A 21352-nucleotide genomic window follows, 5' to 3' on the forward strand; every position below is an offset into this window, starting at 1 on the left:
CGCTTCGCGCTGACGCGCTCGTCCTCAAACGCCGGACGGGCTGGAAATAGCCCCTCCGGCGTTTGAGGAGCGGGGTCTGGGGCGGAGCCCCAGGAGCAAGGGACGGGAAGGGGCGGAGGGGGCGAACAACCCTCCGACCGGAGCCGCGCAACGAATCTCCGCCAGGTCGGCAACCCGCGCAACGAATCGTCCGCGCACACGCAACGGCTGCTCCTTGTCCCCCCGAGCCCCCCGCCCGTAGCGTCTACCTGGCCCCCAAACCCCTCCGTACCGGCAAGGAACACGCATGCGCACAGCCCTGCTGCAGAGCTCCGGCCGCCCCGGCTCGGTCGTCGAGAACCTGCGGGTCCTCGACGAAGCCGCGGGCCGCGCCGCGGCGGCGGGTGCCGGGCTGCTCGTGGCGCCGGAGATGTTCCTCACCGGGTACGCGATCGGCGACGACATCGGCCGCCTCGCCGAGCCCGCGGACGGCGACGCGGCGGACGCGATCGCCGAGACCGCCTGCCGCCACGGCGTGGCCGTCGCCTACGGCTACCCGGAGCGCTCCGGGGACGCGGTCTTCAACTCCGCGCAGTTGATCTCCGCCGACGGCACCCGGCTCGCGAACTACCGCAAGACCCACCTCTTCGGCTGCTTCGAGCAGGACCACTTCACGCCGGGCGAGCAGCCCGTCGTGCAGGCCGAACTCGGCGGGCTGCGGGTCGGGATCATGATCTGCTACGACGTGGAGTTCCCGGAGAACGTCAGGGCGCACGCCCTCGCCGGCACCGACCTCCTGCTCGTGCCCACCGCGCAGATGCACCCCTTCCAGTTCGTCGCCGAATCCGTCGTGCCGGTGCGCGCGTTCGAGAACCAGCTGTACGTCGCGTACGTCAACCGCACCGGTCAGGAGGGGGAGTTCGAGTTCGTCGGGCTCTCCACGCTGGCCGGTCCCGACGGGGTCGCCCGGGTCCGAGCGGGCCGTGGCGAGCAACTGGTCCTGGCCGACGTCGACCCGGCCTTCCTCGCGGCCTCGCGCGAGGCGAACCCGTATCTGGAGGACCGCCGCCCCGGCCTCTACGGGTCCCTCGTCTGACCCTCGCCTTCCCCTCAAGGGCTTTCCCTCAAGAGCTTCACCGCAAGGAGTCCGTACCCCATGACGTCCACCGTGCCCAACGCCGTCCAGCACGTCGACGTGCAGCAGCCGCCGATCACCATGTTCGGCCCGGACTTCCCCTACGCGTACGACGACTTCCTCGCGCACCCCGCTGGGCTCGGCCAGATACCCGCGACCGAGCACGGCACGGAGGTCGCGGTCATCGGCGGCGGCCTCTCCGGCATCGTGGCGGCCTACGAGCTGATGAAGATGGGGCTCAAGCCCGTCGTCTACGAGGCGGACCAAATCGGCGGGCGGCTGCGGACCGTCGGCTTCGACGGGTGCGACCCCTCGCTCACCGCCGAGATGGGCGCCATGCGGTTCCCGCCCTCCTCCACGGCCCTCCAGCACTACATCGACCTGGTGGGCCTGGAGACCCGGCCGTTCCCCAACCCCCTTGCCGAGAGCACGCCTTCGACAGTCGTCGACCTCAAGGGCGAGTCGCACTACGCCACTTCCGTCGACGACCTTCCGCAGGTCTACCGCGACGTGATGAACGCCTGGAACGCCTGTCTCGAGGACGGCGCCGACTTCTCCGACATGAACCAGGCCATGCGCGAGCGTGACGTGCCCCGCATCCGCGAGATCTGGTCGAAGCTCGTCGAGAAGCTCGACAACCAGACCTTCTACGGCTTCCTCTGCGACTCGGAATCCTTCAGGTCCTTCCGGCACCGCGAGATCTTCGGCCAGGTCGGCTTCGGGACGGGCGGCTGGGACACCGACTTCCCGAACTCCATCCTCGAGATCCTGCGGGTCGTCTACACCGAGGCCGACGACCATCACCGCGGCATCGTCGGCGGCTCCCAGCAACTGCCGCTGCGGCTGTGGGAGCGCGAGCCGGAGAAGATCGTGCACTGGGCGTACGGCACCTCGCTGGCCACGCTGCACGACGGAACCCCGCGCCCGGCCGTGACCCGGTTGAACCGTACGTCCGGCAACCGGATCACCGTGACGGACGCCAACGGCGACATCCGCACCTACCGGGCGGCGGTCTTCACCGCCCAGTCCTGGCTGCTGCTCTCGAAGATCGCCTGCGACGACTCGCTCTTTCCGATCGACCACTGGACGGCGATGGAGCGGACCCACTACATGGAGAGCTCGAAGCTCTTCGTGCCGGTCGACCGGCCGTTCTGGCTGGACAAGGCCGTCGACGACAGGGGAAACCCGACCGGGCGTGACGTCATGTCGATGACGCTCACCGACCGTATGACGCGCGGGACTTATCTCCTCGACGAAGGCCCTGACCGGCCCGCCGTCATCTGCCTCTCCTACACCTGGTGCGACGACAGTCTCAAGTGGCTGCCGCTGTCCGCGAACGAGCGGATGGAGGTCATGCTGAAGTCGCTCGGCGAGATCTACCCGAAGGTCGATATCAGGAAGCACATCATCGGCAACCCGGTGACCGTGTCCTGGGAGAACGAGCCCTACTTCATGGGCGCGTTCAAGGCGAACCTGCCCGGCCACTACCGTTACCAGCGGCGCCTGTTCACCCACTTCATGCAGGACGGACTACCCGAGGACAAGCGGAACATCTACCTCGCGGGCGACGACATCTCCTGGACCGCCGGCTGGGCCGAGGGCGCCGTCCAGACCGCCCTGAACGCCGTCTGGGGTGTCATGCACCAGCTCGGCGGCACGACCGACCCGACCAACCCCGGCCCCGGCGACGTCTACCACGAGATCGCGCCGGTGGAGCTTCCGGAGGACTGAGCCCGCGGCACGGGATCAGTTCAAGGCCCGGTCGAACGGTGTCAGTCCGGCATCGGCGTCAGAAGCATGCGTCCCGCGAAGCCGACCGCTCCGTCCAGCCGGTCGGTGAACTCCTCGGCGAGGTCCGGCAGTCGGCGCAGTGCCCACAGCGCGCGGGCCGTGGACCAGGTGGCGTCGCGGGCCCGGTCCAGGCTCCACGCACCGAGCAGATGAGTCAGCGGATCGGCGATCTGGAGGAGATCGGGACCCGGCATCAGCTCTTCGCGGATGCGCTCCTCCATCGAGACGAGGAGATCGCCCACGCGGTCGAACTCGTCCTCCAGCTCGGCCGGTTCGCAGCCGAGCGTACGACAGGCGTCCACGACCGCGAGCGCCAGGTCGTGTCCGATGTGCGCGTTGATGCCCGCGAGCGCGAACTGAAGCGGACGTACACCGGGATGCCGCCGGAACTGGAGCAGCGGCCGCCAGCAGGCGGGCGGACACCCTTCCTCGGCCACTCGCAGATAGCGTTCCGCGAACCGTACGTCCAGCGTGACCGCGGCCCCGGGATCCGTGAAATCCCCTGCGTGCAGGCGCCGGCCGACCTCCTCGGTGACGGCGAGGTAGACGCGGTTGAACACCGCGATCCCGTCCCGCTCGGGGAGGGTCGCGTCCAGGGTGCGCATACGGGAGACGACCGTGTCTACGGGAGTGGTGAAGTGTTCCAACAGCGCCATGGGGGCAGCGTCCCGGTCCTAGGCTGATCGCAGTGCCGCCGGGCCGGACGCTTCCCCAGAACGGGGGAACCCGTCCGTGGCGGGAGTGGGGGGAGCAGTACGTGTCAGGCTCACGTGCCCAGCGGGCGGCCGAACGCAAGGCCGAACGCGGGAGGGCGGCCCGGCGCGGTGCCATGGTCGCCGCGGCCTCGGTCGTGGTCGCGGTCGGCAGCGTCACGGGGATGATGTCCGCGCTCGGCGACGGGCGTCCGTCCGACGACGCCGGACCCCTGGTGACCCGCGCGCCAAGTCTGCTGCCGCTGCCCGCCGTTCCGACCCCGCCGCCGACCAGCACCTCGGCCGCGCCGTCCCCGTCCAAGTCGCCCCCGTCCGGCTCCCCTTCACCCCGGCGGACCCCGAAACCCTCCATCAGCAAGGAGAAGCCGGCGACCTTGGCCGCCTCCACCCGGCTCTACCGGCACCCGGAGTCCCAGGTACTCGACTGGGTCGCGGCCAATCCGGGCGATTACCGGCGCTCGGTGATCGAGTCCCGGATCGCCGACCGCCCGGCCGCGGTCTGGTTCGCCGACTACACGCCGTCCGACATCACGGCGCGGGTCAGGGCGGTCACGGCGGGCGGTGCCACACAGGGCCGGGTTCCGGTCGTCGTGGCGTACACGATCCCGGGGCGCGACTGCGGCGGCGCGTCGGAGGGCGGGGCTCCCGACCTCGCCGCGTACGACGGCTGGATCGACAACTTCGCGGCGGGTCTCGGCTCCCGCGAGGTCATCGTCATCCTGGAGCCCGATTCACTCGCCCAGGCAGACTGCCTCTCCGCCGCCCAACGGGCAGGCCGGTTCGCCTCGTTGGCCCGCGCCGGACGCGTCCTCAAGGCCGCGAACCCCCGGGCCCGTGTCTACTACGACGCGGGACACTCCGCCTGGAACCCGGCCGTCACCCAGGCGGCGTTCCTCGAACAGGCGGGCGCGGCCTCGGCAGCCTCCTCCGACGGCGTCTTCACCAACGTGTCCAACTTCCACCGTACGAGTACCGAGGCCGCCTACGCCCGGCAGGTGCTGTCCGCTCTCGGCGGCCCCGCGAGCCTGGGCGCCGTCATCGACACCAGCCGCAACGGCAACGGCGCCCCTGCCGACGGCGAGTGGTGCGATCCGTCGGGCCGGAGGATCGGACAGGCGCCGACCCTGAACACCGGAGAGGCACGGATCGACGCCTACCTGTGGGTGAAGCTGCCGGGCGAGTCGGACGGCTGCAAGGGCACTCCGGGGACCTTCTCGCCCTCGTACGCCTACGAGTTGGCGCGCTGATTGTCCTCGTCGTAGGACGAGGTGCCCTCGTCGAGCAGCGGCTCGCGCGTCTTGAGGTGCGCCGGGGCCAGCGCCCGCAGCGCGTGGTACCCGACGATGACGACGAGGGTGCCGAGCGCGATCCCGCTCAGCGAGAAGGTGTCGGTGAACGTGATGGTCACGTTGCCGATGCCGATGATGATGCCCGCGGCGGCCGGTACCAGGTTCAGCGGATTGCGCAGGTCCACGCGGGCGTTGAGCCAGATCTGGGCGCCGAGCAGGCCGATCATGCCGTACAGGATGACGGTGATGCCGCCGAGGACACCGCCCGGGATCGCCGCCACGATCGCGCCGAACTTGGGGCAGAGACCGAAGAGGAGGGCGAAGCCGGCGGCGGCCCAGGAGGCGGCCGTCGAGTAGACGCGGGTCGCGGCCATCACACCGATGTTCTCGGAGTACGTGGTGTTGGGCGGCCCGCCGACCGCCGTGGAGAGCATCGAGGCGACGCCGTCCGCGGAGATCGCGGTGCCCAGCTTGTCGTCCAGCGGGTCGCCGGTCATCTCGCCGACCGCCTTGACGTGGCCCGCGTTCTCGGCGACCAGCGCGATGACGACGGGCAGCGCGACGAGGATCGCCGACCACTGGAAGGACGGCCCGTGGAAGGCGGGCAGGCCGACCCAGTCGGCCTCGCCGACCCCGGAGAGGTCGAGCCGCCAGTGGTCGGTGACCTTGCCGCTCGCGTCCACCGAGTGGATCCGGCCGAAGATCCGGTCGAAGGCCCAGGAGATCCCGTACCCGAACAGCAGGCCCAGGAAGATCGCGATCCGTGACCAGAAACCACGCAGGCAGACGACGGCCAGACCGGTGAGCGCCATCACCAGCAGCGCCGTCCACTGGTCCTGGGGCCAGTAGGTGGACGCGGTCACCGGCGCCAGGTTGAAGCCGATCAGCATGACGACCGCGCCGGTCACGATCGGCGGCATCGCGGCGTGGATGATCCGCGCGCCGAAGCGCTGCACGGCCACGCCCACCAGGAACAGTGCCACGCCGACGACGAACACCGCGCCCGTGACCGTCGCGCTGGTGCCGCCCTGCGCCCGGATCACCGCGGCGACGCCCACGAAGGAGAGCGAGCAGCCGAGGTAACTGGGCACCCGGCCGCGGGTCGCCAGCAGGAAGATGACGGTCGCGACGCCGGACATCATGATCGCGAGGTTCGGGTTGAGGCCCATCAGGACGGGCGCGACGAAGGAGGCCCCGAACATGGCCACCACGTGCTGGGCACCGAGCCCGGCCGTGCGCGGCCAGGAGAGGCGTTCGTCGGGGCGGACGACCGCTCCGGGGGCGGGCGTGCGCCCGTCGCCGTGCAGTTTCCAGCGCACACCGAGGTCCATGGTGAGGCTTCGCTTTCTCTGTGTGTGAATCTGTCCGGACCATTGTCAGGGTCAGCCAGCGGTCCTACGCTCGCACGGTCCCACTCATGAACTGCGTTCATATTTCTGATCGGAGTGTCTGATGAGTGCAAGCCCACGACTGGGCGTGCTTCTTGCGGCCGTGATCACCCTGGCGGCCGTCGTCGTCCCCTCGGCCGTGGCCGAGGCCGCGCCGAAGGCCCCGAGGACCGCGGTCCTCGACGGCGCCGCACTGCGAGAGGCCAAGGTCCGGCTGGACCGCGGCGACCGCCGACTGGGGCGCACCCTCGCGAACTTGACGGCCCGCGCCGACAACTGGCTGGACCAGGGCCCCTGGACGGTCGTCGACAAACCGAGACCCGCCCCCGGCGGCGACGTCCACGACTACCTCAGCCAGGCCCCCTACTGGTGGCCCTCCCAGCCCAAGACCGCCGAGAATCCCTGGGGTTGCCCCTACGTCCAGCGTGACGGCCAGCGCAACCCCGAGGTCGACACCGGCACCGACCGGCAGGACGTCGAGAAGGTCTTCGACTCGGCCTACGACCTCTCACTGGCCTGGTACTACACGGGCAAGAGGCAGTACGCCGAGAAGGCCGCCTCCGTCCTGCGCACCTGGTTCCTCGCCCCCGGCACCCGTATGAACCCGAACCTCGACCACGGGCAGTTCATCCCCTGCAAGTACGACGGCCGGGCCATCGGCATCATCGACTTCTCGCAGTCCTACACGAGCGTCCTGGACGCCATCGCGATCCTCGGCACCGGTGCCCCCGGCTGGTCCAGGACCGACCGCGCCGACATGCTCGCCTGGAACATCGACTTCCGCGACTGGCTGGCCGACAGCCCCTTCGGCAAGGAGGAGGGCGCCGCCAAGAACAACCACGGCACCTTCTACGACATGCTGCTGGCCGGCCTGGCGTACGCGACCGGCGACAACAGTCTCGCGCGGCGGACCGTCCTGGACGCACGGGCCAGGCGGATCGACCCGCAGATCGCCGCCGACGGCAGCCAGCCCCAGGAGCTGGCCCGCACCCGCAGTTGGCACTACTCGACCTTCGACCTGGTCGCCTACACCCGGCTCGCGGCCATCGGCCGGCACGTCGGCGTGAACCTGTGGTCCTACGAAGGCCCGGACGGCCAGAGCCTGTTCAGGGCGGTCCGCTATCTGCTGCCCGCCGCTACCGGGGCCGAGCCGTGGACGTATCCGGAGCTGGAGTTCTACCGGTTCGCGGCGAGTGACGTCGTACACGCGGCGGCCGACGCCGGTGACAGGGCGGCGCGGGCCGCGGTGCCGAAGCTGGAGGCGCCGCCGGGCGGGGACCTGTGGGCGCTGCGGCCGGCGGCCGAGCAGCTGGACTCGATAGCCGGCTGAGCCGGCCGGGCGGGGCGGCGGGTCCCAGGGCCGGTACCCCGGTCGTAGGTCCTGGATCCGGGGCTTCTGAGCGTTTGCTTAGGATGGGGGTGTCCTTTCAGCCACTCGCACCCGTCCCGTAAGCCTCAGGAGCCCCGCCCGTGACCGCCGAAGCCCCGATCGCCCCCGCTCTCGCGTACGGCCGGCTCGTCCCGGTCGCGGTCCACTTCGACGACCTCGACGCGCTCGGGCTGCTGCACAACGCCCGCTACCCCGTGCTGGTCGAGCGCGCCTGGACCGCGTTGTGGACCGAGCGCGGCTTCGGCTTCGACGGCGACTGGGAGGCCGCGGGCGACTTCTGCAACGTGGTCAAGGAGCTGCGGATCAGCTACGAGGCCCCGGTGGACCGGCCGGGCGCGTACGCCGTACACCTCTGGCTGGAACGGCTCGGCAACACCGGACTGACGTACGGCTTCCGCTTCTGCTCGGGCGATGGTGCCCTGACGTACGCGCACGGCACGCGGGTCCTCGTCAGGCTGGACGCCGGAACGCTGCGCCCGACGCCCTGGAGTGACCGGTTCAGGGCCGTGGGCCGGGAACTGCTGCGCCCGGCGGACTGACCTTCGTCCGCTCCCGGTCGCCGCCGCGCAGCACACTCGCGAAGGCGGCGACACCGCACGCCAGCACCGTCACCAGGCCGAACGACACCATCAGGCTGGTCGCCTGCGCCAGCGTGCCGATCGCGCTCGGCGCGACCAGGCCCGAGGTGTACGTGATGGTGGCGACGCCCGCGATCGCCTGGCTGGGGTTGGGGCCGCTGCGCCCCGCCGCCGCGAAGCACAGCGGGACCACGACCGCGATGCCGAGGCCGAGCAGCGCGAAACCGGCCATCGCGACCGCGGGGTGGTCCGCGACGACGATGAGCAGGCCGCCCAGCACCGCCAGGACACCGCTCACCCGCACCGTGCGTACCGCGCCGAAGCGGTTCACCACCGTGTCGCCCACGAGCCGGGCCACCGCCATGGTCAGCATGAAGCCGGTCGTCGACGCCGCCGCGAGACCGGCCGAGCTGCCCAGTTCGTCCTGGAGGTACACCGCCGACCAGTCCAGGCTCGCGCCCTCCGCGAACACCGCGCAGAAGCCGACCGCACCGATCAGCAGCGCCGACCTGGGCGGCAGCGCGAACCGCGGCGGCGGCTCCTCGTCCTCGGTGGGCTGAAGATCGAGCACCCAACGGCAGACGATCAGTCCGAGAACCGTGAGGGTCGCCGCCGCCAGGCAGTGGTGGAGGCGCGCGTCCGAGCCCAGATGCGCGGCGACCGTGCCAGCGGCCGAGCCGGTCAGGGCCCCCGCGCTCCACATGCCGTGCAGTCCGGACATGATCGACTTGTCGAGGCGGCGCTCGACCTCCACGCCCAGCGCGTTCATGGCGACATCGGCCATGCCCGCCGTGGCGCCGTACGTGAACATCGCCAGACAGAGGCTGAGCAGGTCGGGTGCCATGGCGGGAAGGACCAGCGACAGCGTCCACAGCGCCAGCAGGCCGCGCAGCGCGGTGCGGGAACCGAAACGGTGGCTGATCCGGCCGGCCAGTGGCATCGAGACGGACGCGCCGAACGCCGTGAAGGCGAGCGCGAGACCGAGCTGGCCCGTGCTGATCCCCGCGTGGTCCTGGATCCACGGCACGCGGGTCGCGAAGGACCCGGTGACCGCGCCGTGCACCGCGAACACGGCGGCCACGGCGTACCGTGCGCGCTTCAACTCGCGCATGTCGTAGACCACTTCACCCATGGTGCCGCTGCCCTCCCGGACGTCCTCCCCGCACTGCCGACGTAAACTATCAGGAACCCTGCCTGATAAATAGATAATTTACGGCCGGGGCACCGGACCGAGGTCTCCGTGCCCGCACTGATCTGGAAGGATCCCGGCATGCCCGCATCTCCGAGCACCGCCCGGGCCATCAACGACCGGCTCGCCCTGCGTCTCATGCAGCGGGAGGGCCCTTTGACGGCAGGGCAGTTGAAGCAGCTCACCGGACTGTCCCGGCCCACCGTCGCCGACCTCGTCGAACGTCTCACCGCCGCCGGACTGATCGCGGTGATGGGGGAGTCGGGGTCGCAACGGCGCGGCCCGAACGCACGGCTGTACGGGATCGTCGCCGGCCGGGCCCACCTGGCCGCCCTCGACGTCCGCACCGAGGGCGTCGCCGTCGTCGTCTCCGACCTCCTCGGCACCGAACTCGCGCGGGCGTCGGTGCCCATCGCGGACGACGCGGGCACCGGGCCCGCCGTCGAGCAGGCGGTCGCGCTGGTGGAGCGCACCGCCAAGGAGGCGGGGGCCGAGCGGCTGCACACGGTCGGTATCGGTGCCCCCGGTCTCATCGACCCCGCGACCGGCGAGCTCCGCGACTCCTCCGGCCTTCCCGCGTGGCACCGCCGGTTCGTCGCGGCCCTCCAGGAGCGACTCCCCGGCGCCCGTGTCCTGGTCGAGAACGAGACCAACCTCGCCGCCCTCGCCGAACAGCGCGAGGGCGCCGCCCACGACCGCGACACCTTCGTCCTGCTCTGGCTCGGCCACGGCACCGGCGCGGCCGTCGTCCTGGACGGTGTCCTGCGCCGGGGTGCCTCCGGCGGCACCGGCGAGATCGGCTTCCTGCCGGTGCCGGGCACCGCGAAACTCCCCTCGGCGACGGACTGCGAGGGCGGCTTCCACTCCCTGGCCGGGGCGGCGGCGATCGCGGGGCTCGCGGCGGAGTACGGCGTGACGGCGGAGGGGGCACCGCACGAGCCGTACGCGGCGGCGCTGGTCCGGGAGGCGGTGCGGGCGGAGACGACGCTGGTTCAGGGGGCCGCAGGGGAGACGGGCGCGGAGATGGGGGTGGATCGGCGGGCGGGGGAGGCGGCGGTTGCTCAGAGGGTCGCAGGGGCGACGGATGCAGAGGTGGCGGTGGATCGGCGGGCCGCGAAGACGGCGGTGGTCCAAGGAGTTGGGGGTGCGAAGGCGAAGGCGCTGGTGGCCCAGGGAGTCGCGGGGGCGGAGCCCGCAGTCCGGGCGTCACTGTTCCTCGATGCTCTCGCCGACCGCCTCGCCATCGGAGCCGCGTCCGTCGTCGCCGTGCTCGACCCCGGCTGTGTCGTCCTGGGCGGCGAGGTCGGGCAGGCCGGTGGGGGCGTGCTCGCCGCGCGGGTCGGGGAGCGGCTCGCGCGGATGTCGCCGTTGCCCGTGGAGATGCGCGCGAGTGCGCTGGGCGGAAGCGCGGTGCTGCGCGGCGCGCTGCTGACCGCGCGCGAGGGCGCGCAGGACGAGCTGTTCGCGCCGCCGACCCGATAGGTCCTCGCGCCCGGGCCAGTGGCGGGGGCTGTCGCGCCGCAGGTCCCCGGCGACCCGGAGCTGGGCGAGCGGGTCTTCGTGGCGGCGGCCTGTCACCGCCTCCGCCATCAGTGCCACGGCGATGCTGTCGGAGTCGGTGCAGGTGTACCGGGGCCCCGGACGGTTGAAGGCCCGGCGGCGGGGCAAGGGCCTCCGTCACCGCCGCCGGGCCGATCGGGGGCGGGCGCAGCAGTCGCTGATCGTCCGGCCGGTGTTCGCCGTTCGCCGGAGCCGATGATCGCGACCTTAAGAGGACTAGACCAGAGCGGTCAATAGGTATGGACCAGTAGCGGGCCCTGTGGCGACGCGAAGGCCCAGGCGGGCGCGGTGGCGCGGGAGTTGACCGCCTGTGCGGTGGAGTGGCAGTGGAGGCACCCGGTCTGTGAGCCAGCCCACAGACCTTCGCCCGCATGACCGTCGATCGGGCGTGGCACACTGACCGTGTACCAGTAGCAGCGCACTCCGGGGTCGGTGAAAGTCCGAACCGGCGGTTACAGTCCGCGACCCGGTCGCTTCCAGCGGCCGGTTGACCAGGTGAAATTCCTGGACCGACGGTTAAAGTCCGGATGGGAGGCAGTGCGCGGCGGGCGGGCATACGTGCGCGCTGCCGATTGTTTCGACCTGTCCTGACAGGACGAGTCCCTTTCGGCATCGTTCCCGGTGTCGCAGTCCGTTTCATTCTGTCGTCATCGACAGGCCCCGGAGTCCGTGCCCCTTGAGGCAGGAGGACCCGGGAAGTGTTCACCGGAATCGTCGAAGAGCTGGGTGAGATCACCGCCGTCGAGAACCTCGGCGACGCCTCACGCTTCCGACTTCGTGGCCCTGTAGTCACCGAAGGTGCGCAGCACGGCGACTCCATTGCCGTCAACGGCGTCTGTCTCACCGTCGTCGAGCACGAGGGCGACGAGTTCACCGCCGACGTCATGGCGGAAACCCTGGACCGCTCCAGCCTCGGCGCCCTGGCCGTCGGCTCCCGCGTCAACCTGGAGCGACCCACCGCGGTGGGCGCGCGCCTGGGCGGGCACATCGTGCAGGGCCATGTCGACGGCACGGGCGCGGTCATCTCGCGCACGCCGTCCGAGAACTGGGAGATCGTGAAGGTCTCGCTCCCCGCGGACCTCGCCCGGTACGTGGTCGAGAAGGGCTCCATCACCGTCGACGGCATCAGTCTGACCGTCGTCGAGGCGGCGTCCGACTACTTCACCGTCAGCCTCATCCCCACCACCCTCGCGCTGACCACGCTCGGCCTCAAGCAGCCCGGTGACCCGGTCAACCTCGAGGTCGACATCATCGCCAAGTACGTCGAGCGACTCCTCGGCAGCACGGGGGCCACGCCGTGAACTGGCTCAACTCCGAGGCCTTCACCCTCTTCGGCCAGCACATCAAGTGGTCCGACATGATCGGCAACACGATCGGTCTGATCGCCCTCGCGCTCGGCTGGCGCCGCTCCATCTGGACCTGGCCCGCCCAGTTCCTGTCCGGTGCCATCCTCCTCGCCGCCTTCGCCACGGCTCACCTGTCCGGCAGCGCCGGCAAGCAGATCGTCGTCATGGTCGTCGCCGCGTGGGGCTGGTGGCAGTGGAACCGCGGCCAGGGCCGGGCGCAGGACGGCTCCATCGCCGTACGGTTCGCCACCTGGCGCGAACGCGCCTGCCTGGTCGGCGCGGCGGCGGTCGGCACCCTCGCCGTCGGCGGCCTGTTCACCGCCTTCCCCACACTGTCGTGGGACCCCTGGCCGGACGCCTACATCTTCGTCGGCACGGTCGTCGCCATGTACGCCCAGGCGCGCGGCATGGTCGAGTTCTGGTTCGCCTGGCTGCTCGTCGACCTGGTGGGCGTGCCGCTCAACTTCGCCAACGGCTTCGCCTTCTCCGGTTTCGTCTACGTCGTGTACGGCGCGCTCGTCCTGTGGGGCATGCGCGACTGGTGGCTGCGCTCCCGCAAGGCCGGGCAGCCCGTCCTGGAAGGAGCCCCGGCATGACAACAGCGCCGGTCTGGTACAGCAGGGACAACATCGAGGACTTCGCGCTCGACCCGGTCGAGAAGGCTATCGCCGACATCGCGGCCGGCCGCCCTGTGGTGGTCGTCGACGACGAGGACCGGGAGAACGAGGGCGACCTCGTCATCGCCGCCGAGAAGGCGACCCCCGAGATCGTCGCCTTCATGATGAGCGAATGCCGCGGTCTGATCTGCGCCCCCATGGAGGGCGACGAACTCGACAGGCTCAAGCTCCCGCAGATGGTCGACGACAACACCGAGTCGATGAAGACGGCGTTCACCGTCTCGGTCGACGCGTCCGGCGCGCACGGGGTGACCACCGGCATCTCGGCCGCCGACCGTGCCACCACCCTCGCGCTCCTCGCGGACGGCGGCGCCCGGGCGGAGGACTTCGTCCGCCCCGGCCACATCTTCCCGCTGCGCGCCAGGCCCGGCGGAGTCCTGGTCCGCAACGGCCACACCGAGGCGGCCGTCGACCTGGCCCGTCTCGCCGGCCTGCGCCCGGCGGGCGCGATCGTGGAGATCGCGGGCGAGGACGGCCGCATGCTGCGCCTCCCCGAACTGATCCCCTTCGCCCGCAAGCACGGCCTGACGATCATCTCCATCGAGGACCTGATCGCCTACCGCCGCGCCGCCGAGCCCACCGTCCGTCGCGAGGCGAAGACACAACTTCCCACCGCCTTCGGCGAGTTCACGGCGTACGGCTACCGCTCCACCGTCGACGGCGTCGAGCACGTCGCGCTCGTGCACGGCGAGATCGGTGACGGCGAGGACGTCCTCGTCCGCGTCCACTCCGAGTGCCTCACCGGAGACGTCTTCCACTCGCTGCGCTGCGACTGCGGTCCCCAGCTCCAGACCTCCATGGAGCGCATCCAGGCCGAGGGCCGGGGCGTCGTGGTCTACCTGCGCGGCCACGAGGGGCGCGGCATCGGCCTGCTGTCCAAGCTGCGCGCGTACGAGCTCCAGGAGCGCGGCCGGGACACCCTCGACGCCAACCTGGAGCTGGGCCTGCCCGCCGACGCCCGCGACTACGGCGCCGGCGCGCAGATCCTCGACGACCTCGGGGTGACGAGCGTCCGCCTGATGACCAACAACCCCGACAAGACCGACGCACTCGTCCGGCACGGCCTCAGGGTCACCGGCAGGGAGCCGATGCCCGTACAGGCGGGCGAGCACAACCTCCACTACCTGCGCACCAAGCGGGACCGGATGGGCCACGACCTGCCCTGGCTCGACACCACCACCGTGTCGGCCTGCGGCAACCAGTAAGAGCACAAGAACAGCACTGAGGAGAGACGTGAGCGGCAAGGGTGCACCTGAACTGTCCGTACGCAACTGCGGCGACCTGCGCGTCGCGGTCATCGCGGCACAGTGGCACGAAAAGGTGATGGACGGCCTCGTCGACGGCGCGCTGCGCGCCCTGCGCGAGCTGGGGATCGACGAGCCGACCCTCCTGCGGGTTCCCGGCAGCTTCGAGCTCCCGGTCGTCGCGAAGGTCCTCGCGGGCCGCGGATACGACGCCATCGTCGCGCTCGGCGTCGTCATCCGCGGCGGCACCCCGCACTTCGAGTACGTGTGCCAGGGCGTCACCCAGGGCCTCACCCAGGTCTCCATCGACACCGGCGTCCCCGTCGGCTTCGGTGTGCTGACCTGCGACACCGAGGAGCAGGCGCTGGACCGCGCCGGCGTCGAGGGCTCCCACGAGGACAAGGGACACGAGGCGGTGACGGCCGCCGTGGCGACCGCGGTCACCCTCCGCTCGGTATCCGAACCCTGGCACTGAGTGGTACGGCCGAGCGCGTAGGGTTGGGACCACCATGTCCAATAAGACGTTCGAGGAGCTCTTCAGCGAGCTCCAGCACAAGGCCGCCACCGGCGATCCCGCCACTTCGCGCACCGCCGAGCTGGTCGGCAAGGGCGTCCATGCCATCGGCAAGAAGGTCGTCGAAGAGGCCGCCGAGGTATGGATGGCCGCCGAGTACGAGGGCAAGGAAGCCGCCGCCGAGGAGATCTCGCAGCTGCTCTACCACGTCCAGGTGATGATGGTCGCGCGCGGGATCTCCCTCGACGACGTCTACGCCCATCTGTAGAGACGTGCACGCCCACCTGTAGAACAAGCCCGTTCCGCGGAACCCCCCTTCACGCAAAGGAAGCCGACCTCATGCTGCGCATCGCCGTCCCCAACAAGGGTTCCCTGTCAGGACCTGCGGCGGAGATGCTGCATGAGGCCGGCTACCAGCAGCGCAGGGAGTCCAAGGAACTGCGGATCGTCGACCCGGAGAACGAGGTCGAGTTCTTCTACCTCCGCCCCCGCGACATCGCGATCTACGTCTCCTCCGGCCGCCTCGACATCGGCGTCACCGGACGCGACCTGCTCATCGACTCCGGGGCCCACGCCGAGGAGATCCTCCCGCTCGGCTTCGCCCGCTCCACCTTCCGCTTCGCCACCAAGCCCGGCACCGCCAAGGCCGTCGAGGACCTGGCCGGCCTGACGGTCGCCACCTCGTACGAGGGCATCGTCGCCAAGTACCTCGCCGACCGCGGTCTCGACACCTCCGTCGTCCACCTCGACGGCGCCGTCGAGACCGCCATCGAACTGGGCGTCGCCGAGGTCATCGCGGACGTCGTTGAGACAGGTACCTCGCTGCGCAACGCGGGCCTGGAAGTGTTCGGCGACCCGATCATGAAGTCCGAGGCCGTCGTCATCCGCCGCGTCGGGGCCGACGCCGCCGAGGAGGCCGAGCCCAAGATCGCGCAGTTCCTGCGCCGTCTCCAGGGCGTCCTGGTGGCACGGACGTACGTGATGATGGACTACGACTGCCGCGCCGAGCACCTGGAGAGGGCCGTCGCGCTCACTCCCGGTCTGGAGTCGCCGACCATCTCGCCGCTGCACAACGAGGGCTGGGTCGCCGTCCGTGCGATGGTCCCGTCCAAGGAGGCCCAGCGGATCATGGACGACCTGTACGAGCTCGGCGCGCGGGCCATCCTGACCACGGCCATCCACGCCTGCCGGCTCTGAGGGACCTCACACCATGTCGGAACTTCCCGCTATGCCCGTCACTTTCCGGCCGCGGCGCACCCGGGCCGTCCTGGTCGGCACCGGTGTGGCGATCTTTGTGGTGCTGACCACAATCGTGATGCTCCTGGAGCAGCTCGGCCCCGGGGAGAAACTCAGCTTCGTCCTCACCGGCGCGCTGATCTTCGGGGTGCTCCTGATGCTGGCCCGGCCCAAGGTCGTGGCCGACGAGAGCGGCGTCACCGTCGTCAACATCGCCAGCAGCAGACACCTGGCCTGGGCGGAGATTCTGCAGGTCAACCTGCGGCCGGGCGACCCCTGGGTGTTCCTCGACCTCAGCGACGGCACCAGCCTTCCCGCGCTCGGCATCCAGCCGGGCATCGCCAAACAGCGCGCGATCGAGGACGCCCGCGCGCTGCGCGCCCTCGCCGAGGCCCGTTCCACGGATCACTCCGAGGAACATCAGGGCTGACTCTCGGCCTTCCACCCTGCCGCACGGGCCCATGTCTTGATTAACCTGTTGGCGGAGGCGTTCTCACCGCGCCTCCGCCACTGATGTGCCAGCCGGTACTCAGCGGCCCCCAGCTACCCGAGGAGTGACTCCCTCCAGCGATGGACGGATCGTCCTGTAGTACCTGCGCCGCCCCCTTCCGACATATCGAGGCGGCGGCATGACCATCCCCCTGCTGCTCCTAGGCGCGGCATTCCTGCTCATTCTCGCCAATGGCTTCTTCGTCGCGGCGGAGTTCGGCCTGGTCACGGTCGACAGACCCGACGCCGAGAAGGCGGCGGCCGAGGGCGACCGACGGGCCACGACGGTCGTCAACTCGCTCAAGGAGCTGTCCTTCCAGCTCTCCGGCACCCAGCTCGGCATCACCATCACCTCACTCGTCGTCGGCATGCTCGCCGAACCGGCGCTCGCCGAGCTGCTGCACGGGCCTTTCACCGCGACCGGCCTGCCCGAGGGCGCCGTACCCGGCGTCGCCGTGGTCGTCGGCATGCTGCTGGCCGCGGCCGTCCAGATGGTGATCGGCGAGCTCGTGCCCAAGAACTGGGCCGTCTCCAAGCCCCTCCAGGTCGCCCGTTTCGTGGCGGGCCCGCAGCACCGGTTCGCGCGCACGTTCCGGCCGGTGATCGCCGCGCTCAACGCGGTCGCCAACCGGCTCGTACGCGCTCTGGGCGTGGAGCCCGCCGAGGAGCTGGCCTCCGCCCGCACCCCCGGCGAACTCATCTCCCTCGCCAGGCACTCGGCACGGGCCGGCGCCCTGGAGCAGGACACCGCGGATCTCTTCGTACGCACCATGTCGCTGGCCGATCTGACCGCGCAGCACGTGATGACACCGCGGGTGAGGGTCAGCGCCCTCCAGTCCTCGGCGACCGCCGAGGACGTCGTCAACCTCACCCGGGCCACCGGCCTCTCCCGCTTCCCCGTATACCGGGAGCGGATCGACGAGATCGTCGGCATGGTCCACCTCAAGGACGCCCTCGCGGTGCCCGCGCGGGACCGGCTGCGCACCCCCGTCGGCCGGATCGCCCAGACCCCGCTGCTCGTCCCGGAGACCCTTCCGGTGAGGCCGCTCCTGGAGCGGCTGCGCAGCGAGCAGCCGATCGCCGTGGTCGTCGACGAGTACGGCGGCACGGCGGGCGTCGTCACCCTGGAGGACATCGTCGAGGAACTCGTCGGCGAGGTCCGCGACGAGCACGACGGACAGGATCTGCCGGAACTCGCGGCGGTGCCGCCCGAGGACGGGAAGCCCGCGTGGGAGGCCGACGGCAGCTGCCGGGTCGACGTCCTGAAGCGCATAGGCCTCGACGTGCCCGAGGGCCCGTACGAGACCGTGGCGGGCCTCGTCGCCGATCTGCTCGGCCGTATCCCGGCCGCCGGTGACCGGGCCGAACTGCCGGGCTGGCGGCTGCTGGTGCGCCAGGTCGGGCACTACCGCGCCGAACGCGTCCGTCTGGTGCGGACCGTGCCTGTCGCGGAGGCGGTCCGATGAGCGTGCTCCAACTCCTCTTCGCCGCCCTCCTGGTGCTCGCCAACGGCTTCTTCGTCGGCGCCGAGTTCGCGCTCGTCTCCGTACGGCGCAGCCAGATCGAACCGCTGGGGACCGCACGGGCGCGACAGGTGCTGTACGGCCTGGAGCGGCTGCCCCAGATGATGGCGGCGGCCCAGTTCGGCATCACCATCTGCTCGTTGACGCTCGGCGCGGTCGCCGAGCCGACCGTGGCACAGCTCCTCGAGCCGCTCTTCGAGGCCGTCCACATGCCGCACGGCGTGATCCACCCCCTCGGGTACGTCATCGCGCTCGCCTCGGTCGTCTTCTTCCACCTCGTCATCGGCGAGATGGTGCCGAAGAACCTGGCGATGGCCGCGCCCGAGAAGACGGCGCTGTGGCTCAGCCCGGGCCTGGTCGCGTTCGCGCGCCTGTGCCGACCGGTCACCGTCGGCCTCGGGGCCTGCGCGCGGGTGATTCTCAGGCTGTTCCGCGTGGATCCCAAGGACGAGGTCGAGGCGGTCTTCACCAGTGAGCAGCTCAACCGCCTGGTCGAGGACTCGGGTCAGGCGGGCCTGCTCGACCCCGAAGAGCAGGAGCGCCTCGAGGACGCCCTGGAACTGGGCTCCCGCCCGGTCACGGACGTCCTTCTCGACTCCGGCTCGCTGGTGACCGTGGGCCCCTCGGTCACCCCTGGCCAGGTCGTCGCGCTCACCGCCAGCACCGGCTACTCCCGTTTCCCGGTGGTCGCGGAGAACGGCGCCTTCATGGGCTACCTGCACGTGAAGGACGTACTCGACCTGGAGGAGTCGGACCGGGCGGTGCCCCAGCAGAACTGGCACCACATGACGACCCTGCGGGCCGAACTTCCCCTGGACGACGCCCTCACCGTGATGCGCCGCGCCGCGACGCACCTCGCCCAGGTCGCCGACGTGTCCGGCAAGGTCCTGGGCCTGGTCGCGCTGGAGGACGTCCTCGAGCTGCTGGTCGGCGAGGTACGCGACTCGGCGCACCGGCAGGTTCCGGCAGCGCCGGCGAGGGTGTCGGAACCGCGCGCGAGCGAGGCCCCGGAGGAGGCACAGGCACTGGCCGGCTGAGCGGGTTGTCTCGTCCCTTCAGAGGCGCGGGGAACTGCGCGATCTTTCAGGGGGGTCTGGGGGCGCGGCCCCCAGGGACGGGAATGGGCAGGGGCGGCGGGGGCGAAAAGCCTTCGGCCGCCCCCGCTCACATGGCCGAAGGATCCTGTGGCCCTCTACCTGAGAGGACCTCCCCGTACGCCTGCATCAGGTCCGGCAGCCGCAGTGTCGACAAGTCGTCGCGGGACAGCGCGCCCGGGTATCCGGACAGCCGCAGATCGCGATACGCGCAGCTCTTCTCGTACAGCGTCCGCAGGAACCGCCCGTTGCCGAGCTCGTCGATCCACCCCTGGTCGACCACGTGCCCGGCGATCGAGCGCAGCTCGTCCAGCGCCTCCTCGTCCCACACGTCACCGTTCTCGGCGGCCAGCACCTCGCCGATGGAGGTGAGTTCGAGCGGGCGGTACGACGGGAAGTCGACGCGGGTGGTGAACCGGGAGGAGAGCCCGGGGTTGGCCGTCAGAAGGCGGTCCATGCCCTCCGGGTAGCCGGCCAGTATGACGACCAGGTGGTCGCGGTTGTCCTCGGCCCGCTTCAGCAGCACCTGAAGGGCCTCGTCGCCGTACGCGTCGCCCTTGCCGTAGCCGGAGTTGGAGAGGGAGTACGCCTCGTCCACGAAGAGGACGCCGCCGATGGCCGAGTCGATCAACTCGTTGGCCTTGACGGCCGTCTGGCCCAGGTACTCGCCGACCAGGTCGGCCCGCTGGGCCTCCACCAGGTGGTCGCCGCCGAGGAGCCCGAGCGCGTAGAAGACCCGGCCGAGTATGCGGGCCACGGTGGTCTTGCCGGTGCCGGAGGGGCCCGAGAAGACGAAGTGCCGCTTCGGCGGCTGGACCGGGAGGCCCTGCCCGGCGCGCAGCCGCGCCATGTTCAACTGCGCGGAGAGCGCCTTCACCTGGCGCTTCACCGGCTCCAGGCCCACCATGCGTTCCAACTCGGCGAGCGCCTCGTCGAGTAACGCGGGATCGGTCGGCCCCGGCGGCAGCGGCCGCACCGGTACCACGGCCTTCTCGCGCACCACGTCGGTCTCCGGCGGCGGCCCGCCCGGCGGCATGAGACCCGGCTCCGAGAGCTTCAGGTCCCGCCCCTCGGTGCCGAACAGCGGGTCGATGCCGTCGGGCCCCTCCATCACGTCCTGCCCGACCCCGGCGAGCGTGATCGCGGCGAGGTCGCTGACCTCGTCGTATCCGTCGCCCTCGGAGATCGCCGCGAGCCGCGCCGAGGTGTCCATGAAGGCCGGGTCGATCCGGTGCACCGCCCGGTACAGCGGCAGGGCGGCGGCGGAGCGCCCGGTGCCCTCGTGGGCCCGCGCCAGCCAGTACCGCAGCTCCTTGCGCTGCGGCTGCTCGCTGCGGCAGCGCATCAGCGCGGAGGACAGCAGCGGCTCGGCCTGTCCGAACATCTCCAGGCGCACCCGGGCCATCCCGCCGAAGAGGCCGGCCTCGATGCCCAGCATCGCGTCGTGGACCAGCGGGTCCGTGTGCCGGACCAACTGCTCCCAGTCCTTGACCAGATAGGCCCGGCAGGCGTGCAGGAAGCGCACCTGCGGCTCGGTGTCGACCGGTGGCAGACCCGCCAACGACCGGTCGAGCTCGGGGACATGGCGTCCGTCCAGCCAGTGCGAGGCGTGCGCGAGCAGCAGGTCACGCGGGCTTTCGAGCACCGGCTGCACCCACCAGCCCAGCCAGTACCAGGAGTTGAGGGTGCGGCGATGGCGGGTGCGCTGCTCACCGAAGCGCTCCCGGTGCCGGAACATCCTGAGGAGCGCGGTCGTCGTGTCCACCCGGAGCGCGTGCAGTCCGAGCCAGCCGTCCGCCATTCCCGGGTCCATCCGCACCGCGGTACGGAATTCCTCCTCCGCCTGCGGATAGGCGCCCATCGTGTAGGCATCCACCCCCCGCAGCCAGGCGAGGTCGGCCGGGGCCTCCGGGCCCTGCGTGCCGAAGTCCATCACGTCCCCCCACAAACCGTGCCCCCGATGGTCCTCCGCCGGGCCGGTACCCGTCGGCAGCCTTGGTCGAACCGCTGTACCGCGGACGGGAGTTGCGTCGGTGCGCAGAGCAGCCGTCCGAATATCGCACCGAGAGGCATCGTACCTGCGGGGGAGTGCCCGGCCGAAGGGCGCGGCACACCCCGTTCCGCGAGGTGGGAGCGGGCGGGGCGCACTCGGCATGGTGACCGAGGGTGACCGAAATACGCCGTGTGGCGTCCGGAAACGGGTCCGGGGCAGAACGA

Annotated in this window: 19 protein-coding genes and 1 riboswitch; of the genes, 15 read left to right on the forward strand and 4 right to left on the reverse strand. The window is 70.9% G+C overall.

Annotation, left to right across the window (positions count from 1 at the left end):
• Positions 1-286 precede the first annotated feature (286 nt).
• Entirely contained in the window at positions 287-1075 is a 789-nt protein-coding gene (locus tag ACIBLC_RS36130) for a carbon-nitrogen hydrolase family protein (protein ID WP_399215660.1), read from the forward strand.
• A gap of 60 nt (positions 1076-1135) precedes the next feature.
• A complete protein-coding gene (locus ACIBLC_RS36135) occupies positions 1136-2845 on the forward strand; it encodes a flavin monoamine oxidase family protein (RefSeq protein WP_399215661.1) in 1710 nt (569 codons plus the stop codon).
• Between the two features lie 41 nt (positions 2846-2886).
• Here ACIBLC_RS36135 and ACIBLC_RS36140 read toward each other — a convergent pair whose 3' ends face one another.
• Complete coding sequence (locus tag ACIBLC_RS36140) at positions 2887-3561, reverse strand: DUF5995 family protein (protein WP_399215662.1); 675 nt, start codon at positions 3559-3561, stop codon at positions 2887-2889.
• Between the two features lie 173 nt (positions 3562-3734).
• Here ACIBLC_RS36140 and ACIBLC_RS36145 point away from each other — a divergent pair, with 173 nt between their 5' ends.
• Positions 3735-4865, forward strand: a complete 1131-nt coding sequence (locus ACIBLC_RS36145) for a glycoside hydrolase family 6 protein (protein WP_399215740.1) — start codon at positions 3735-3737, stop codon at positions 4863-4865.
• On the opposite strand, the gene ACIBLC_RS36150 is transcribed toward ACIBLC_RS36145, so the two are convergent.
• Positions 4847-6238 carry a uracil-xanthine permease family protein gene (locus tag ACIBLC_RS36150; protein ID WP_399215663.1) on the reverse strand — a complete coding sequence of 464 codons (1392 nt, stop codon included), beginning with the start codon at positions 6236-6238 and terminating at the stop codon, positions 4847-4849. The two genes, ACIBLC_RS36145 and ACIBLC_RS36150, sit on opposite strands and share 19 nt — an antisense overlap.
• Positions 6239-6359: 121 nt before the next feature.
• Here ACIBLC_RS36150 and ACIBLC_RS36155 point away from each other — a divergent pair, with 121 nt between their 5' ends.
• Entirely contained in the window at positions 6360-7625 is a 1266-nt protein-coding gene (locus ACIBLC_RS36155) for an alginate lyase family protein (protein ID WP_399215664.1), read from the forward strand.
• A gap of 140 nt (positions 7626-7765) precedes the next feature.
• Positions 7766-8224 (forward strand): acyl-CoA thioesterase, encoded by a 459-nt coding sequence (locus tag ACIBLC_RS36160; protein WP_399215665.1) that lies wholly within the window; start codon positions 7766-7768, stop codon positions 8222-8224.
• On the opposite strand, the gene ACIBLC_RS36165 is transcribed toward ACIBLC_RS36160, so the two are convergent.
• Positions 8184-9395, reverse strand: a complete 1212-nt coding sequence (locus tag ACIBLC_RS36165; RefSeq protein WP_399215666.1) for an MFS transporter — start codon at positions 9393-9395, stop codon at positions 8184-8186. The genes ACIBLC_RS36160 and ACIBLC_RS36165 overlap by 41 nt on opposite strands.
• A gap of 138 nt (positions 9396-9533) precedes the next feature.
• On the opposite strand from ACIBLC_RS36165, the gene ACIBLC_RS36170 reads away from it, so the two are divergent.
• The 10 genes from ACIBLC_RS36170 (at position 9534) to ACIBLC_RS36215 (ending at position 19078) form a co-directional block, all read left to right on the forward strand.
• Positions 9534-10934: an ROK family transcriptional regulator gene (locus ACIBLC_RS36170; RefSeq protein ID WP_399215667.1), complete on the forward strand. Its 1401-nt coding sequence runs from the start codon at positions 9534-9536 to the stop codon at positions 10932-10934.
• A gap of 492 nt (positions 10935-11426) precedes the next feature.
• Positions 11427-11557, forward strand: a riboswitch (FMN riboswitch).
• A gap of 153 nt (positions 11558-11710) precedes the next feature.
• Positions 11711-12313 (forward strand): riboflavin synthase, encoded by a 603-nt coding sequence (locus tag ACIBLC_RS36175; protein ID WP_399215668.1) that lies wholly within the window; start codon positions 11711-11713, stop codon positions 12311-12313.
• Entirely contained in the window at positions 12310-12954 is a 645-nt protein-coding gene (locus ACIBLC_RS36180; protein ID WP_399215669.1) for a nicotinamide riboside transporter PnuC, read from the forward strand. Before ACIBLC_RS36175 ends, ACIBLC_RS36180 begins: the two co-directional genes overlap by 4 nt.
• Positions 12951-14240, forward strand: a complete 1290-nt coding sequence (locus ACIBLC_RS36185) for a bifunctional 3,4-dihydroxy-2-butanone-4-phosphate synthase/GTP cyclohydrolase II (protein WP_399215670.1) — start codon at positions 12951-12953, stop codon at positions 14238-14240. The genes ACIBLC_RS36180 and ACIBLC_RS36185 overlap by 4 nt, the downstream gene beginning before the upstream one ends.
• Positions 14241-14268: 28 nt before the next feature.
• Positions 14269-14754, forward strand: a complete 486-nt coding sequence (gene ribH / locus ACIBLC_RS36190) for a 6,7-dimethyl-8-ribityllumazine synthase (RefSeq protein ID WP_399215671.1) — start codon at positions 14269-14271, stop codon at positions 14752-14754.
• 34 nt (positions 14755-14788) lie between these two features.
• Positions 14789-15061, forward strand: a complete 273-nt coding sequence (locus ACIBLC_RS36195; protein WP_217239573.1) for a phosphoribosyl-ATP diphosphatase — start codon at positions 14789-14791, stop codon at positions 15059-15061.
• 71 nt (positions 15062-15132) lie between these two features.
• Entirely contained in the window at positions 15133-15990 is an 858-nt protein-coding gene (gene hisG / locus ACIBLC_RS36200) for an ATP phosphoribosyltransferase (protein WP_399215672.1), read from the forward strand.
• Between the two features lie 13 nt (positions 15991-16003).
• Positions 16004-16459 (forward strand): PH domain-containing protein, encoded by a 456-nt coding sequence (locus ACIBLC_RS36205; protein ID WP_399215673.1) that lies wholly within the window; start codon positions 16004-16006, stop codon positions 16457-16459.
• A gap of 199 nt (positions 16460-16658) precedes the next feature.
• Positions 16659-17984: a hemolysin family protein gene (locus ACIBLC_RS36210; protein WP_399215674.1), complete on the forward strand. Its 1326-nt coding sequence runs from the start codon at positions 16659-16661 to the stop codon at positions 17982-17984.
• On the forward strand, positions 17981-19078 hold the full coding sequence (locus tag ACIBLC_RS36215) for a hemolysin family protein (RefSeq protein WP_399215675.1): 1098 nt from the start codon (positions 17981-17983) through the stop codon (positions 19076-19078). Before ACIBLC_RS36210 ends, ACIBLC_RS36215 begins: the two co-directional genes overlap by 4 nt.
• A 127-nt stretch (positions 19079-19205) precedes the next feature.
• On the opposite strand, the gene ACIBLC_RS36220 is transcribed toward ACIBLC_RS36215, so the two are convergent.
• On the reverse strand, positions 19206-21068 hold the full coding sequence (locus ACIBLC_RS36220; protein ID WP_399215676.1) for an AAA family ATPase: 1863 nt from the start codon (positions 21066-21068) through the stop codon (positions 19206-19208).
• Positions 21069-21352 lie beyond the last annotated feature (284 nt).

It is taken from the genome of Streptomyces sp. NPDC050535 (assembly GCF_044457665.1).
Taxonomy (GTDB): domain Bacteria; phylum Actinomycetota; class Actinomycetes; order Streptomycetales; family Streptomycetaceae; genus Streptomyces.

What these genes read in the sequence shown, in the direction of transcription:
- ACIBLC_RS36215 (WP_399215675.1), top strand. Translation starts at nt 17,981, where the DNA reads ATGAGCGTGCTCCAACTCCTCTTCGCCGCCCTCCTGGTGCTCGCCAAC.
- ACIBLC_RS36220 (WP_399215676.1), bottom strand. Translation starts at nt 21,068, where the DNA reads ATGGACTTCGGCACGCAGGGCCCGGAGGCCCCGGCCGACCTCGCCTGG.
- ACIBLC_RS36135 (WP_399215661.1), top strand. Translation starts at nt 1,136, where the DNA reads ATGACGTCCACCGTGCCCAACGCCGTCCAGCACGTCGACGTGCAGCAG.
- ACIBLC_RS36145 (WP_399215740.1), top strand. Translation starts at nt 3,735, where the DNA reads ATGGTCGCCGCGGCCTCGGTCGTGGTCGCGGTCGGCAGCGTCACGGGG.
- hisG (WP_399215672.1), top strand. Translation starts at nt 15,133, where the DNA reads ATGCTGCGCATCGCCGTCCCCAACAAGGGTTCCCTGTCAGGACCTGCG.
- ACIBLC_RS36130 (WP_399215660.1), top strand. Translation starts at nt 287, where the DNA reads ATGCGCACAGCCCTGCTGCAGAGCTCCGGCCGCCCCGGCTCGGTCGTC.
- ACIBLC_RS36205 (WP_399215673.1), top strand. Translation starts at nt 16,004, where the DNA reads ATGTCGGAACTTCCCGCTATGCCCGTCACTTTCCGGCCGCGGCGCACC.
- ACIBLC_RS36185 (WP_399215670.1), top strand. Translation starts at nt 12,951, where the DNA reads ATGACAACAGCGCCGGTCTGGTACAGCAGGGACAACATCGAGGACTTC.
- ACIBLC_RS36170 (WP_399215667.1), top strand. Translation starts at nt 9,534, where the DNA reads ATGCCCGCATCTCCGAGCACCGCCCGGGCCATCAACGACCGGCTCGCC.
- ACIBLC_RS36195 (WP_217239573.1), top strand. Translation starts at nt 14,789, where the DNA reads ATGTCCAATAAGACGTTCGAGGAGCTCTTCAGCGAGCTCCAGCACAAG.
- ACIBLC_RS36140 (WP_399215662.1), bottom strand. Translation starts at nt 3,561, where the DNA reads ATGGCGCTGTTGGAACACTTCACCACTCCCGTAGACACGGTCGTCTCC.
- ACIBLC_RS36210 (WP_399215674.1), top strand. Translation starts at nt 16,659, where the DNA reads ATGACCATCCCCCTGCTGCTCCTAGGCGCGGCATTCCTGCTCATTCTC.
- ACIBLC_RS36155 (WP_399215664.1), top strand. Translation starts at nt 6,360, where the DNA reads ATGAGTGCAAGCCCACGACTGGGCGTGCTTCTTGCGGCCGTGATCACC.
- ACIBLC_RS36150 (WP_399215663.1), bottom strand. Translation starts at nt 6,238, where the DNA reads ATGGACCTCGGTGTGCGCTGGAAACTGCACGGCGACGGGCGCACGCCC.
- ACIBLC_RS36165 (WP_399215666.1), bottom strand. Translation starts at nt 9,395, where the DNA reads ATGGGTGAAGTGGTCTACGACATGCGCGAGTTGAAGCGCGCACGGTAC.